Origin of the sequence: Pseudomonas siliginis (genome assembly GCF_019145195.1) — a bacterium.
Classification (GTDB): domain Bacteria; phylum Pseudomonadota; class Gammaproteobacteria; order Pseudomonadales; family Pseudomonadaceae; genus Aquipseudomonas; species Aquipseudomonas siliginis.
Genome location: NZ_JAHSTW010000010.1, coordinates 158,466 through 172,863, shown reverse-complemented (window position 1 = coordinate 172,863; position 14,398 = coordinate 158,466). Strand labels below are relative to the sequence as shown.

Annotated in this window: 16 protein-coding genes; 8 read left to right on the top strand and 8 right to left on the bottom strand. The window is 59.8% G+C overall.

All coding sequences use genetic code 11. The annotated features are described in order from the left end of the window. Positions 1–23 precede the first annotated feature (23 nt). Positions 24–776: a sulfate transporter CysZ gene (cysZ, locus tag KVG87_RS20305; protein WP_038861129.1), complete on the bottom strand. Its 753-nt coding sequence runs from the start codon at positions 774–776 to the stop codon at positions 24–26. 312 nt (positions 777–1,088) lie between these two features. Here cysZ and trxB point away from each other — a divergent pair, with 312 nt between their 5' ends. Beyond that, complete coding sequence (gene trxB / locus KVG87_RS20300) at positions 1,089–2,051, top strand: thioredoxin-disulfide reductase (protein ID WP_016771656.1); 963 nt, start codon at positions 1,089–1,091, stop codon at positions 2,049–2,051. Between the two features lie 190 nt (positions 2,052–2,241). On the opposite strand, the gene KVG87_RS20295 is transcribed toward trxB, so the two are convergent. The 5 genes from KVG87_RS20295 to KVG87_RS20275 all read right to left on the bottom strand — a co-directional run bounded on the left by KVG87_RS20295 (position 2,242) and on the right by KVG87_RS20275 (position 4,749). Further along, positions 2,242–2,580: a HopJ type III effector protein gene (locus KVG87_RS20295; RefSeq protein ID WP_217852299.1), complete on the bottom strand. Its 339-nt coding sequence runs from the start codon at positions 2,578–2,580 to the stop codon at positions 2,242–2,244. Beyond that, positions 2,577–2,870: a DUF1244 domain-containing protein gene (locus KVG87_RS20290; protein ID WP_076565887.1), complete on the bottom strand. Its 294-nt coding sequence runs from the start codon at positions 2,868–2,870 to the stop codon at positions 2,577–2,579. Before KVG87_RS20290 ends, KVG87_RS20295 begins: the two co-directional genes overlap by 4 nt. Before the next feature lie 96 nt (positions 2,871–2,966). Further along, on the bottom strand, positions 2,967–3,338 hold the full coding sequence (gene folX, locus KVG87_RS20285) for a dihydroneopterin triphosphate 2'-epimerase (protein ID WP_016771653.1): 372 nt from the start codon (positions 3,336–3,338) through the stop codon (positions 2,967–2,969). Positions 3,339–3,410: 72 nt separating this feature from the next. Beyond that, positions 3,411–4,121, bottom strand: coding sequence for a dihydromonapterin reductase (gene folM, locus KVG87_RS20280; protein WP_217852297.1), 711 nt, complete (start codon positions 4,119–4,121; stop codon positions 3,411–3,413). A gap of 58 nt (positions 4,122–4,179) precedes the next feature. Continuing rightward, positions 4,180–4,749, bottom strand: coding sequence for a putative antibiotic biosynthesis monooxygenase (locus KVG87_RS20275; protein WP_217852295.1), 570 nt, complete (start codon positions 4,747–4,749; stop codon positions 4,180–4,182). Between the two features lie 211 nt (positions 4,750–4,960). Here KVG87_RS20275 and KVG87_RS20270 point away from each other — a divergent pair, with 211 nt between their 5' ends. Then, positions 4,961–5,920: a MerR family transcriptional regulator gene (locus tag KVG87_RS20270; protein ID WP_217852388.1), complete on the top strand. Its 960-nt coding sequence runs from the start codon at positions 4,961–4,963 to the stop codon at positions 5,918–5,920. Between the two features lie 3 nt (positions 5,921–5,923). On the opposite strand, the gene KVG87_RS20265 is transcribed toward KVG87_RS20270, so the two are convergent. Together KVG87_RS20265 and KVG87_RS20260 are read right to left on the bottom strand one after the other, a co-directional pair. Beyond that, complete coding sequence (locus KVG87_RS20265) at positions 5,924–6,529, bottom strand: hypothetical protein (protein ID WP_024011639.1); 606 nt, start codon at positions 6,527–6,529, stop codon at positions 5,924–5,926. Between the two features lie 54 nt (positions 6,530–6,583). Next, a complete protein-coding gene (locus KVG87_RS20260) occupies positions 6,584–7,060 on the bottom strand; it encodes a PAS domain-containing protein (protein WP_024011640.1) in 477 nt (158 codons plus the stop codon). 154 nt (positions 7,061–7,214) lie between these two features. Here KVG87_RS20260 and KVG87_RS20255 point away from each other — a divergent pair, with 154 nt between their 5' ends. The 6 genes from KVG87_RS20255 to KVG87_RS20230 all read left to right on the top strand — a co-directional run bounded on the left by KVG87_RS20255 (position 7,215) and on the right by KVG87_RS20230 (position 14,289). Continuing rightward, positions 7,215–7,670: a flavodoxin gene (locus KVG87_RS20255; protein WP_095180390.1), complete on the top strand. Its 456-nt coding sequence runs from the start codon at positions 7,215–7,217 to the stop codon at positions 7,668–7,670. Between the two features lie 175 nt (positions 7,671–7,845). Beyond that, positions 7,846–8,628: a class II aldolase/adducin family protein gene (locus KVG87_RS20250; RefSeq protein ID WP_217852293.1), complete on the top strand. Its 783-nt coding sequence runs from the start codon at positions 7,846–7,848 to the stop codon at positions 8,626–8,628. Continuing rightward, positions 8,628–9,530 carry an alpha/beta fold hydrolase gene (locus KVG87_RS20245; RefSeq protein WP_217852291.1) on the top strand — a complete coding sequence of 301 codons (903 nt, stop codon included), beginning with the start codon at positions 8,628–8,630 and terminating at the stop codon, positions 9,528–9,530. The genes KVG87_RS20250 and KVG87_RS20245 overlap by 1 nt, the downstream gene beginning before the upstream one ends. 153 nt (positions 9,531–9,683) lie before the next feature. After that, the gene (locus tag KVG87_RS20240; protein ID WP_041478004.1) at positions 9,684–10,595 is read left to right on the top strand and encodes an SDR family oxidoreductase; all 912 of its coding nucleotides are present in this window, start codon (positions 9,684–9,686) and stop codon (positions 10,593–10,595) included. Positions 10,596–11,104: 509 nt separating this feature from the next. Beyond that, positions 11,105–12,898: a DUF1302 domain-containing protein gene (locus tag KVG87_RS20235; RefSeq protein ID WP_217852288.1), complete on the top strand. Its 1,794-nt coding sequence runs from the start codon at positions 11,105–11,107 to the stop codon at positions 12,896–12,898. Between the two features lie 23 nt (positions 12,899–12,921). Next, a complete protein-coding gene (locus KVG87_RS20230; protein WP_039759308.1) occupies positions 12,922–14,289 on the top strand; it encodes a DUF1329 domain-containing protein in 1,368 nt (455 codons plus the stop codon). The last annotated feature ends 109 nt before the right edge of the window (positions 14,290–14,398 follow it).

Here is a 14,398-nt window from a genome sequence, read left to right as displayed (position 1 = left end):
TGGATGATGGATTTGTGACGCGGTCAGTGCTGGATCACCAGATTTTCGGCACCACGTTCACGCACCCAGAACAACGTCGCCCCGGCTACCGCCGCCGGCATCATCAGGATGTTGACCACCGGAATCAGCAACACCAGATAGACGATCCCGCCAAAACTCATGCTCTGCCAGCGCTTCTGCCGCAGCCAGGCGAGCATCTCGTTCCAGCCCAGTTTGTGGTTGTCCGCCGGGTAGTCGATGTACTGGATGGCCATCATCCACACGCCGAACAGCAGCCATAACGGCGCGGCGACGATATTCACCACCGGGATGAACGACAGGATGAACAGGCCGATGGCGCGCGGCAGGAAGTAGCCGAGCTTGCGCATTTCCCGGGAGAGGGTGCGCGGGATCATCGCGATCAGTTCGCCCCAACTGAACGCCGGGAAATCATCGGTACCGCGCACCACCACTTCGACTTTCTCCGCGAGGAAGCCGTTGAACGGTGCGGCAATGATGTTGGCGAGCATGGTGAAGGTGAAAAACACCATCAAGGCCACGAGGACCACGAACAATGGCCAGAGGATATAGCTGAGGAAACTCAGCCATTCAGGCAACGACGGCATCAGCGTGTCGACCCACAGGCTGAACTGGTGGCCGGCCAGATAGATCAATCCGACGAACAGCACCAGGTTGATCGCCAGCGGCAATAGGACGAACAGGCGCAGGCCAGGGCTCAGTACCAGTTTGAGGCCTTCGCGCAGGTATTGCGGGCCGGACAGAACAGGGGCGGGCATAAGGTGCTCCGAAGCAAGGGAAAACGCGCCGACGTTACCGGCTTTGCCCCAGCGGCGAAAGCGCGGCAGAGCAATCGACATTCACTGTAACAAAGAGGTCTATCTCGTCAGCGTCTCGGCATAGAGACCACCTATGAGCTGGATTGTTAAACCGTATTTCCTTAATCTTGCCCCCCTCGATACGCTGCACCCAACTTTTTACAGGACTGTCGAGTTCAAGCCTTCCCCAAGGTGTCCACGGTCCTTTTTTATTCCGCCGGCCGTCCGGCGTCCGCGCCAGATTTTTCATGGCCGGCCAACAGGAGCAGATTCATGTCTGAAGTCCGTCATTCGCGAGTGATCATTCTCGGTTCCGGCCCCGCCGGCTACAGCGCTGCGGTCTACGCGGCCCGCGCCAACCTCAAGCCACTGCTGATCACCGGCATGCAGGCCGGCGGTCAACTGACCACCACCACCGAAGTCGACAACTGGCCGGGTGATGTTCATGGTCTGACCGGCCCGGTGCTGATGGAGCGCATGCGCGAGCACGCCGAGCGTTTCGAGACCGAGATCGTTTTCGATCACATCAACGCCGTGGACTTCGCTGCCAAGCCGTACACTCTGACCGGCGACAGCGCGGTTTACACCTGTGATGCTCTGATCATCGCCACCGGTGCCAGCGCCCGCTACCTGGGTCTGCCGTCGGAAGAAGCGTTCATGGGCAAAGGCGTCTCGGCCTGCGCGACCTGCGACGGTTTCTTCTATCGCAACAAGCCGGTCGCCGTGGTTGGCGGTGGCAACACCGCTGTCGAAGAAGCGCTGTACCTGGCCAACATCGCCAGCACCGTGACTCTGATCCACCGTCGCGAAACCTTCCGCGCCGAGAAGATCCTGATCGACAAGCTCAACGCCCGTGTGGCTGAAGGCAAGATCATCCTCAAGTTGAACGCCAACCTGGACGAAGTCCTCGGCGACAACATGGGCGTCACCGGTGCGCGTCTGCGCAATAACGATGGCAGCTTCGACGAAATCAAAGTCGATGGCGTGTTCATCGCCATCGGCCACACCCCGAACACTTCGCTGTTCGAAGGCCAGTTGACCCTGAAAGACGGCTACCTGGTTGTGCAGGGCGGCCGTGAAGGCAATGCGACGGCCACCAGCGTCGAAGGCATCTTCGCTGCCGGTGACGTGGCTGACCACGTTTACCGTCAGGCCATCACCTCGGCTGGCGCCGGTTGCATGGCGGCACTGGACACCGAGCGCTACCTGGACGGCTTGCAGAACGCCACGTTCTAAGACCGCAGGGCATAAAAAAAACCGGCCAGATTGGCCGGTTTTTTTGTGCCCGAGATTCGCAGTCGCCACGCATCCAGTGTGGGAGCGAGCCTGCTCGCGAAAGCGGTGTATCAGTCGACAACAACGTTGAATGTCAGTCCGTCTTCGCGAGCAGGCTCGCTCCCACAGGGGGCATGTGTGGCTGTTGGGATCAGCGGCGGTTCAGGGGTTGGGCGCTGAATTTCACCCCGGCCAGGCCGTGCTTGATCAACGCGCGGATATTGCCGTGATCGCTGCCCTCAGGCGTCGCCAGCACCGAACGGTAATGCTCGCCGAAAGCCAGCAGCGCTTCTTCATCACTCAGACCCTCAAGCAATGCCAGGCCCAGGGTCTTGCACGAGCCTTCGTTCTGCCCGGCAGCGTTTTCCACGCCGCCGTTGTTGAATGCTTGCGGCTGGTAGTCGTAACCGGCGGCGATGAACGCCAGGGTGTCGGCGAAAGCATGCTCGCCACTCTTGAAGCTGGCGCGCAGGGTGTTCAAATCAGTCATTGGGGTTTTCCTTTGGCAAACGCTGCTTGCTGCTCGGCGCTGGCTTCTTGCTGGTATTGGGCTTTCCACTCGGCGTAGGGCATGCCGTACACCACTTCGCGGGCGTCATCGAGGCTGACCTCGATCTGACGTTGGTCGGCTTCGGCCTTGTACCATTTCGACAGGCAGTTGCGGCAGAACCCGGCAAGGTTCATCAGGTCGATGTTCTGCACGTCCTTGCGGCTGTCGAGGTGGGCGACCAGTCGGCGAAAGGCGGCGGCTTCGAGTTCCAGGCGTTGTTGATCAGTCATGGGGGGTCTCTTCGAGACAGCTTCAAGCGGCAAGCTTCAAGCTGCAAGATGGGTGTCTGTGAGCAAAGTTTACAGCTTGCGGCTTGAGGCTTGAAGCTAGCGGCTCGCTGCGAGCGTAATTGATACCGACTCGGCGAAACGCAGCGCGTGCGGTTTGTCGACTTCGACTTCGGCATACAGCACCGATGCATTGGTCATCACCAGATCGAGCAATTCTTGCGTCAGGCGTTCGAGCAGGGCGAAGCGGTTGCCTTCGACGTGGGCGATGATCGCTTTGGTGATGGTGCGGTAATTCAGTGCGTGGTCGATGTCGTTGTCACGCACCGCTTCCTGAGCCGCGTACAGAATGGTCAGGTTGATCAGCACATCCTGCTTGTTGAGGATTTCGTCCTCGTTGATGCCGATAAAGGTGCGCAGGCGCAGATCCTTGACCCGGATGCGCGCCATTCCCGGTTGAAGTTGTGGCATTGATTTGCTCCGTCCAGTCTATTGCAGGCGTTCTGGTGGATCTTACTCGACTCGCGGCCGAAGCGGGACGGCCTATTTGACGTGCCGGCCGCCGTTGACGGTCAGGGTCGTGCCAGTGACATAGGGATTGTCGAGCAGATAGCGCAGGCTCTGGTAGATCACCTCGCTGCCCGGCTCAATACCCAAGGCGGACTTGGCCAGTGCCTCGGCGCGGTACGCCGCGTCATCGTCGGGGTTGAACAATAACAGCGCCGGGGCGATGCCGTTGACCTTGATGGCGGGCGCAAAGCGCGCGGCAAACGACAGGGTCAGACTGTCGAGCCCGGCCTTGCTGGCGCAATAACCGATGTGCTTGCTGCTGCCCTTGCGGGTGACGTCGTCGCTGATGTGGATGATGTCGGCTGGGGTAGAGCGTTGCAGCAAACCGGCGCAGTGCAGGTTGATCAGGTAAGGCGCGAGCATTTGAATGTTGAACATGCGATTGAAGGCTTGTGCTTCGCTGCCCTGGGTTTCCGCCAGCCATTCGGAGGCGTTGTGCACGATCGCGCGCAAACTGTCGGTGTGCGCTTTCAGTGAATCAATGAAGGCCAGTATTCCTGCCTCACTGGAAAAGTCCGCGAACAGCGCTGTCGCGCCAAGATCGCGAAGGGCCTGTACGCCCGGTCGCTCGGTGCGGTAAGTGAAAATCAGCGGGTGGCCATCCTCGATCAAGCGATGCGCGCAGTGCAAACCGACACGCTGGCCGGCGCCGGTGATGAGGATCGGGGCTGCGGAATCTGGCATGGGCGGCTCGCATCGCGGTTGAAGCGAAAACTATAACAGGCTCGCCGCCCGCTGCAGATCAGCGATTGTGCGCCGACGGAGCGCCAGCCAATGGCCGCGTCGGCGTGCCATTCAACCAGTTCGCCAGCAGACGCGTCGACAACGGGATGAAAAAGTACACCATCAGCGGCGTCAGGCACGCCGTGCCGATCAAGATGCGCGGCAACAGGCTCAGCTCAGCGAGCAGCGGGCCGAGGGCAAAATTGAATATCAGCGACACCGGAAAAAACGCCAGCCAGATCGCCACGGCCTGTTTCCAGCGCGGCGGGCGTTGGCCGGCAGCACCAAACCAGCCTTCAATGCCGCTGACCCGATGCTCTTTGGGATGTTCGAAAAGATCGCTGCCGCGGTTCAGCCAGGCGGTACGCGACGCCGAGTATTCCCACGCATGCAGGGTCTGCTCATCGACAAAGCGAAAGATAATCTGGAATTCGTTGTCACCGGGCGGTGGCGCGAGGACGCCGGAGCCGAGGTAGCCGGGGAAGTCGGTGGCCAGTTGCTCGCCTTCGCGCAACCAGGCGATAAGATCGTGATAACGGCCATCAGCGACGCGACGCGCTACCATCAACGTAACGGGGGAAGTAGACATTTTGTATCTCCGTATTTCGAGTGCGTCGTTCCGGGTAAGAACTTCGCCTGACGCAGGCCGGGGTAGAGACCTGCGCTTTGCAGCAAGCAAGGATTATTCCTGATTTTGTCGATTAAACCAGCCACATTCGTCGTAGATCACTACTTGAAGGTTTCCAGTCCATCATGTTTAAAATGGGATCCAATGAACCGACATGGAAGTTGACCGCCAGATGCCTGTAAACACGGACACTCGCCCGGCTTCAACAGTACTCGGCACGCTCGAGCGCGAAGAGCTTTTCCCTATCCGCGAAGTGGCGCGCCTGACCGGCGTCAACCCGGTGACTCTGCGAGCCTGGGAGCGCCGTTACGGACTCATCCAGCCGACGCGCACCGAAAGCGGGCATCGTTTGTATTCCATGAACGATATCGAGCGCGTGCGCAGCATTGTCGACTGGATCGATCGCGGCGTGGCCGTGAGCAAAGTCGGCAAGATCCTGGCGAAAACAGAGCCGTTGAAGGTGCTGGCAAACTTTATCCCCGATGATCATGTGCAGGCCGATTACAAGCAATGGCAGGAGCAGGTTCAGCAGGCGGTCAGTGCGTTCGACGATCAGCAGCTGGATCGCGTCTACGGGCAGATTTTCTCGTCGTACGCGCTGCCGGTGGTGTTCGAAGCCATTCTGATGCCGTTGTGGCGTCAACTGCTGCAGCGCCAGGACGCTTTCGGGCAAACCAGCGAATGGTTGTTTCTCGACGGGTTTCTCAGGGTGCGTGTACTGCAGCGCATTGTCATGTTGCGTGGTGCGCAACCGCGCCGGGTGATTGTCAGCGCGCTCGCGGGGCAGTGCAGAGAGCTTGAGTTGCTGGTCGCGGCGTTGTTTCTCAGCGGCAACGACTCTGGCGTGCGGGTGCTGACCACGGGCCAGCCGTTCGATGAATTGACGCTGGTCTGCGAAAAGGTCAAGCCTGACGCACTTGTGTTGTTTTCCAATCATGCCCCCGGTCCAGAGTTGCCCCGGCGCCTGAATCGTCTGGCACTGAGCCTCGATTGCCAATTGATGTTGGCCGGCGATGCCTCGGAACTGGCCGAAGACAGCCTGGCCGGTTCATCGGTGGCATGCCTGGGGAATGAGGGCGCAACAATGCGTCAACGCATGAAGCAATTCATGGCGGGCAAACTGGATACCTGAAACTCAGGCGTGCAGGGCGGGGTGGGTCAGGCGATGCTGTTGCAGGATGAACTGGCGCAGGCGCTCGGTTTCGTCGGCATCGGTCTGGCTCAGTTCGTAAGCGAAGAAACCTTGCTCGGTTTCACGCTCGAAATGGCCGCGCAACGAGATGCGCTCATAACCGGAAGGGCTGAACCACAGGGCGAAATGTTTCGGTGGTTTGGTCTTGTTGCGCACTTCCAGCAACACACCTTTGTGCGACACCTCGTGCACCCACAGCGTGCCGGGCTGGCCCTTGGCATTTTCCAGCGCCACCGGCTCCTCGAGTACCAGACGCCATGGGCGCACCATCGGCCCGTCTTCGTAGATGCTCGGCACCCCGAGACGCAGATGCAGTGCGTGGAATTCGTCTTCCACCAGATGCAGTGGGAAGGTCATCTGCTGATTTTCGAAGTTGGCCTGGATCGTCACTTGCTCGTGAGCAGCCAGACGTGTCAGCAGGTCACGGATCTGCGAACCACCATTAACCAGCAGACTCGACGTCGCATCCCGCACGTTCAGTTGCGGGTTGTGCTGCATTGTCTGGATGAAATCCAGCTCGTCCTGGGTGAGGAGGGCGTCGCGCTGCATGGCTAACTCGAAGTGAATAGTTACAAAGTCATTGGTGATTGTAGTTAATGACCGTCAGTTCGCGGTTTTGTTTGCGCCGTTCGTCGCTTTGAGTGCCGCCAGCTCGCTTTGCAGCGCCGCCACTTGAGCTTCGAGCTGCGCAACCCGCTGCTGCGCCTTGACCTGAACCGTCACATCTTTCTGCACACCGATGAAATAGGTCTGCCCGTCATCGGCATTTTTTATCGTCGACAATGACAATTCGTTCCAGAACGGCGTGCCATCCTTGCGATAGTTGCGCAGGATTTCCCGGCAGGAACCGCCTTCACGCAATGTCTCGCGAATCAGTTGCAGACTTGGTTGATCACGGTCTCCAGCCTGCAAAAAACGACAGTCCTGGTAGAGGATTTCCTCACTGCTATAACCGGTCATGCGCTCGAAGGCAGGGTTGACGTAAATAAGGATGTTGTCCTGCTCGCCTTCCTTTTCAGCGACCACGATTCCGTCATTCGACGCATTGATCACCATTTGCAGCAGGCTGGCGTTGATCATCCGAGAATCCCTTCCGTTATGTCAGTGGCAGGCATTCTAGAAGAAAGCCGCGGACTGTCTATAGGCCATCCGCTTGCATTGAGAGCCAATCGCAACTTCGCGGCATGGGCTGTTACTATCGCGGCTCTTTTTTTTCAGTTCCAGGATCAGATTGATGAAAGTCGCCATCCTCTCAGGTTCAGTCTACGGCACCGCCGAAGAAGTCGCCCGCCACGCCCAGAACCTGCTGAAAGCCGCCGGCTTTGAAACCTTCTACAACTCGCGGGCCGCGCTGGCCGATATTCAGGCGTTCGCTCCTGAGGCTCTTTTGGCCGTCACTTCGACCACTGGCATGGGCGAGCTGCCAGACAACCTTCAACCGTTGTATTCGACCCTGCGCGATCAGTTGCCTGCTTCGTTGCGGGGCCTGCCCGGCGCGGTGATTGCCCTCGGTGACGCCAGCTACGGCGACACCTTCTGCGGCGGTGGCGAGCAGATGCGCGAACTGTTTACCGAACTGGGCGTAAACGAGGTTCAGGAAATGCTGCGCATCGACGCCAGCGAAAGCGTCACGCCGGAAACCGATGCCGAGCCGTGGCTCGCGCAGTTGATCGAAGCGCTCAAGGGCTGATTGCGGGCAATAATCGCTGCACTTTCTAAGCGTTGTTGCATTGCAACGGATCCAGTCTGTTTGCCCGGCTGACTCGTTCAGTCATCAAGCTGGCTGCCAATGCAACTACGCGATGCCCTGCGCCTGACTAGACTGCTGACACGAGCAGAACAAGAAGAACGCAGAGGTGCATACAGTGAACGTAGGCCCCGTCCAATCGTCGCCGAATGTCAAAGATCAGGTCAGCGCTGCCGAGTGGCAGACCCGCGTCGATCTTGCCGCCTGTTACCGTCTGGTGGCGCTGCACGGCTGGGACGATCTGATCTTCACGCATATCTCGGCCAAGGTGCCCGGCACCGAAGATTTCCTGATCAATCCGTTTGGCCTGATGTTTCATGAGATCACCGCCTCAAGCCTGGTGAAAGTCGATCAGGCCGGCAACAAACTCATGGACAGCCCGTACGAAATCAACCCCGCCGGCTACACCATTCACAGCGCCGTCCACGAAGTTCGCCACGATGTGGTTTGCGTGCTGCATACGCACACTGCGTCAGGCGTTGCGGTGTCGGCACAAAGGCAGGGGGTGTTGCCGATCAGTCAACAGTCACTGTTTGTGTTGTCGAGCCTGGCCTATCACGCCTACGAGGGCGTGGCCCTGAATCATGAAGAAAAGGCGCGCCTGCAAGCCGATCTTGGCGACAACAGTTTCCTCATGCTGCACAACCACGGTCTGCTCACCTGCGGCGGGACTATCGCCGACACTTTTCTGATGATGTTCACTTTCCAGCGGGCCTGCGACATTCAGGTCATGGCGCAGACTGGAGCGACCGAACTGATCGCCATCGAACCGCAGATTCTCGCCGGCGCCAAAGCGATGATTGCCGGCGTCACCAAGAGCGCGCAGGGCATGGGCGGCGCGCTGGCGTGGCCGGCGCTGTTGCGCAAACTCGACCTGCAGGATCCGGGGTATAAATTCTAATGCCACTTGCCGAGATTCCTTTGTGTGTCTGGCGCAAGCGCAGCCGGACTTTTGTCTTTCGTGGCCAGTCGATCCGCTACTGGACAGTCGGGCAGGGTGAACCGTTGCTGTTGATTCACGGTTTCCCCACTGCCAGTTGGGATTGGCATTACCTGTGGCAACCACTGGCCCAGCGTTATCAGGTGATTGCCTGCGATATGCTCGGTTTCGGCGATTCGGCAAAACCGCGCAATCACACCTACAGCCTGCTGGAACAGGCCGATCTGCAACAGGCACTGCTCGCCCATCTGCAGGTTGAACAAGCCGTGCACATCCTCGCCCACGACTACGGCGACAGCGTTGCTCAGGAGCTGCTCGCTCGGCACTACGAAAAGCGCATTGAAGTGGCCAGTTGCGTATTCCTTAATGGCGGTCTGTTTCCGGAAACCCATCGTCCGCTGCTGATGCAGAAACTGCTGCTCAGTCCGATTGGCTGGCTGCTTGGTCGCGCATTCAGTCGTGAGGCGTTGGTCAAAGGTTTCCGGCAGATCTTCGGCGCGCAGACCCAGCCCACTGAAAGCGAGCTGGATGACTACTGGAGTCTGGTCGAAAGCAACCATGGCCCGCGCATCCTGCATAAATTGATCACTTACATCCCCGAGCGCCGGGTGCAGCGCGAGCGCTGGGTGACGGCCATGCAGCAGGGTGACATTCCCTTGCGGGTGATCGATGGCGCATTTGACCCGATCTCCGGCGTGCACATGGTCGAGCGATATCGCGAACTGATCCCTGATGCAGACACCGTGCTGTTGCCAGGCATCGGCCACTATCCGCAAACCGAGGCGCCGGTGCTGGTACTCAAGCACTATCTGGCGTTCCGCGATCGTCTGGTATTGCCTCCGCGCAAAGTGGCGTGCTCCTGATTCTCGCCGAGAGCACGGGCTCTCGGCGACCTGACACTCGATCATCCCTCAGCCTTATCGCGCACCATTCAGCCGCAGCCGTGTTCGTTGTGACCCAAAGCGTCGTGCCTGACACTCGGGTTCATTACCACTTGGCCTGCTGGAGTTGCCGCGATGAATGAACCTGTGCGTTTCGAAGATAAAGTCGTGATTGTCACCGGCGCCGGTGGCGGCCTCGGGCGTGCGCATGCGCTGCTGTTCGCCAGACAGGGCGCCAAAGTGCTGGTCAACGATCTCGGTGGCTCGACACAGGGCGAGGGCGCCAACGCTTCGGCTGCCGACCGCGTAGTGGCGCAAATCCGCGAGGCCGGCGGTATTGCCGAAGCCAACCACGACTCGGTCACTGACGGCGACAAACTGGTACAGAACGCCCTCGATGCCTTCGGCCGCGTCGACGTGGTGGTCAACAATGCCGGGATCCTGCGCGACAAGTCATTTCACAAGATGGACGACGCCGACTGGGATCTGGTCTATCGCGTCCACGTCGAAGGCGCCTACAAGGTTACCCGTGCCGCCTGGCCGCATCTGCGCGAGCAAAACTACGGTCGCGTGATTTTCACTGCATCGACTTCAGGCATCTATGGCAATTTCGGTCAGTCCAACTACGGCATGGCCAAACTCGGGCTGTACGGGTTGACCCGAACGCTGGCGATCGAAGGGCGCAAGAACAACATTCTGGTCAACGCCATCGCCCCGACCGGCGGCACGCGCATGACCGAGGGCCTGATCCCGCCGCAAGTATTCGAGCAACTGAAGCCGGAACTGGTCAGCCCGCTGGTGGTGTATCTGGCCAGCGAGCAATGCCAGGAAACGTCCGGCCTGTTCGAGGTCGGCGGCGGCTGGATGGGCAAGGTGCGCTGGGAACGCAGCCTCGGTGCCGGCTTCGATCCGCGCGAGGGGTTCTCGCCAGAGGATGTGGCGGCGCACTGGCAGCAGATTTGTGATTTCGAAGGCGCGGCGCATCCGAAGGACAATATTGAAGCATTGAAGGAAATGATGGCGAATTTGCAGAAGTATTCGATTTAGGCCCTCCCTCCAGGCGACAGGGCTGCCATTGGGCCCTGATTCCCACCTCCAAGTGCATCGCGCGCAAGCCGCCCATAAAAAAGGCCGCTGCAAACGCAGCGGCCAAGGTAAGACGTTGGATCAAGGAGCTACAAATCAACGTCAGTGAACACCGGGGCGATAGACCGAAAAATCGATTTATCCAGAATCTGTAGCCAATCGCTCGCGATTCAGCGTAGCGGGCTTCGCGCTTTGCGGCGTGTGCCGGGAAAGCGCGCTCAGAATACGGGCTTGAGTTTGTAGGAAAAATACCGTTTCCAGACATGCACTGTTACGGGGCGCGCAACAGTGGCGTGCGCATGGATGGCGCTGATGACGCGCTATCCAGCCAGTCCATGAACCGCCCCAAGCCCCGCCGTACAAGGCCATTCATCCTTTCGAGCGACAACGCAAATACCTCCTTGGTGCGCTTATCGACCGCTTCACCCGGCAGTAGGGTGGGGCCTTCTGTCACTCACCGGGGAAGACGCATGACAAAAACAACAATGCGCGCCATCTTCACACCGCAGGCGCTGGCCGCTGCGGTGGCTCTGGGTTGCGGCGCCCAGGCGCACGCGGTCGCCTTCAACATCGGCGAAATCGAAGGCACCTTCGACTCGTCACTTTCGGTCGGCGCGAGCTGGGGCCTGCGCGATGCCGACAACTCGCTGGTCGGCACGGTCAATGGCGGCAGCGGACAATCGTCCACCGGTGATGACGGGCGCCTGAATTTCAAGAAGGGCGAAACCTTCTCGAAAATCTTCAAGGGTATCCACGACCTCGAACTGAAGTACGGTGATACCGGCGTGTTCGTGCGAGGCAAATACTGGTACGACTTCGAACTCAAGGACGAAGACCGCGAGTTCAAACAGATCAGCGACAGCGGCCGCAAGGAAGGCGCCAAGTCTTCCGGCGCGCAGATCCTCGATGCTTTCGTCTATCACAACTACGCCATCGCCGATTTGCCCGGCACCGTGCGGGCCGGCAAGCAGGTGGTGAGCTGGGGCGAAAGTACCTTTATCGGCAACTCGATCAACAGCATCAACCCGGTTGACGTCTCAGCATTCCGCCGTCCCGGTGCCGAGATCAAGGAAGGCCTGATTCCGGTGAACATGCTTTTCGGTTCGCAGAGCCTGACCGACAAACTTTCGGTCGAAGGCTTCTACCAACTGGAGTGGGACCAGACCGTTCTCGACAACTGCGGTACGTTCTTCGGCGTCGACGTGGCGGCGGACGGTTGCAACAACGGCTACACCGTCGGCAGCCCAGCGGTGGCGCCACTGGTGCCGCTGACCACCGCGTTCGGCCAAGGCATTCAGGTCACCCGCGAAGGCGTGGTGATCCCCCGTGGCGGTGATCGCGATGCGCGCGATTCCGGGCAGTGGGGCACGGCGTTGCGCTGGCTCGGCGACGACACCGAGTACGGCCTCTACTTTATGAACTACCACAGCCGTACGCCGACGGTCGGCACCACTACGGCGGGGCTGTCGACACTGGCGGCGTTGCCTGGCCTGGTCGGCATTGCCAACGGCCTCGCGCCCGGCAGCGGTGCGGGGCTGGCGCAAAGCGTGATGCTCGGGCGCGGTCAGTATTACCTCGAATATCCGGAAGACATTCGCCTGTACGGCGCGAGTTTCTCCACCACCCTGCCCACCGGCACCGCGTGGACCGGCGAGATCAGCTACCGGCCGAACGCGCCGGTGCAGGTCAACACCAACGATCTCACCCTGGCGTTGGTCAACCCGATTGCCGGCGGCACCGCATCGCCACTCGCCACTTCGCCGGGTGCCGACAACAAAGGCTACCGGCGCAAGGAAGTCACGCAGATCCAAAGCACCCTCACACACTTCTTCGATCAGGTGCTCGGCGCCGAACGCCTGACCGTGGTCGGCGAAGCGGCGGTGGTGCATGTCGGTGGTCTGGAGTCACGCAGTGAGCTGCGTTATGGCCGTGATTCGGTCTACGGCCAGTACGGTTTCGGCGGCGACACCGACGGTTTCGTCACCTCGACTTCGTGGGGCTATCGCGCCCGGGCGATTCTCGATTACGCCAACGTCATCGGTGGGATCAACCTCAAGCCCAACCTGTCGTGGTCCCATGACGTCGCCGGTTACGGCCCCAACGGACTGTTCAACGAAGGTGCGAAAGCCATCAGCTTCGGCGTCGATGCCGACTACCGCAACACCTACACCGCAAGCCTGAGTTACACCGACTTTTTCGGTGGCGACTACAACGTCCTCGAAGACCGTGACTTCGTGGCCCTGAGCTTCGGCGTGAACTTCTGATCTGCCCGAGAAGGATGACTGCAATGCGCAAAACGATTCTGCAATGTGGCGTGCTGGCCTTGAGTCTGCTGGCGGCCAACGTGATGGCGGCGGTGTCGCCGGATGAAGCGAACAAGCTCGGCACCAGCCTGACCCCGCTCGGCGCCGAGAAGGCCGGCAATGCGGACGGATCGATTCCGGCCTGGACCGGCGGCATCCCGAAAAACGCCGGTGCGGTGGACAGCAAGGGCTTCCTCGCCGACCCGTTTGCCAACGAAAAACCGCTGTTCACCATCACCGCCGCGAACGTCGAGCAGTACAAAAGCAAACTCTCCGATGGCCAGGTGGCGATGTTCAAGCGCTACCCGGAAACCTACAAGATCCCGGTCTACCCGACCCACCGCACCGTGGGGGCGCCAGCGGAAATCTACGAGTCGGCCAAGCGCAGCGCGCTGAACGTCAACGCGATCAACGACGGCAACGGCCTGGCCAATTTCACCGGCAACCGCTACTACGCCTTCCCGATTCCGAAGAACGGCGTCGAGGTGCTGTGGAACCACATCACCCGTTATCACGGTGGCAATCTGCGGCGGATCATTACCCAGGTCACGCCGCAGACCAACGGCAGCTACACGCCGATCCGTTTCGAAGAAGAGATCGCCGTGCCGCAACTGATGAAGGACATCGATCCGGAAAAAGCTGCCAACGTGCTGACCTTCTTCAAGCAATCGGTGACTGCTCCGGCGCGGCTGGCCGGTAACGTGCTGCTGGTGCACGAAACCCTCGATCAAGTGAAGGAGCCGCGTCTGGCGTGGATCTATAACGCCGGTCAACGCCGGGTCCGGCGCGCACCGCAAGTGGCCTATGACGGTCCGGGTACAGCAGCCGATGGCCTGAGGACTTCCGACAACTTCGACATGTTCTCCGGCGCGCCGGATCGCTATGACTGGAAACTGGTCGGCAAGAAGGAAATGTACATTCCCTACAACAGCTACAAGCTCGACTCGCCGAAGCTCAAGTACGACGACATCGTCAAGGCCGGGCACATCAATCAGGACCTGACCCGTTACGAACTGCACCGCGTCTGGGAAGTGATCGGCACGGTGAAACCGAACGAGCGGCACATCTACGCCAAGCGCCACATGTACATCGACGAGGACAGCTGGCAAGTGGCGCTGGCCGATCACTACGACGGTCGCGGGCAACTGTGGCGCGTTGCTGAAGGTCACGCGCAGTACTACTACGATCATCAGGCTCAGGCTTACACGCTGGAAGCGCTCTACGACATCATTGCCGGCCGCTACATTGCGTTGGGCATGAAGAACGAAGAGAAGCACAGCTTCGAATTCGGTTTTGAAGCCAAGGCTGCCGATTACACACCTTCGGCCCTGCGCGCCGAGGGCGTGCGCTAACGGCTCTGCTGTACAGCTGGACAAAAGGCGACCGCACGGTCGCCTTTTTTATGGCCATCAATCAGCGTGCTGAATACTCGTCAACAAGGGCGCGGGAGAGGGCTAGGGT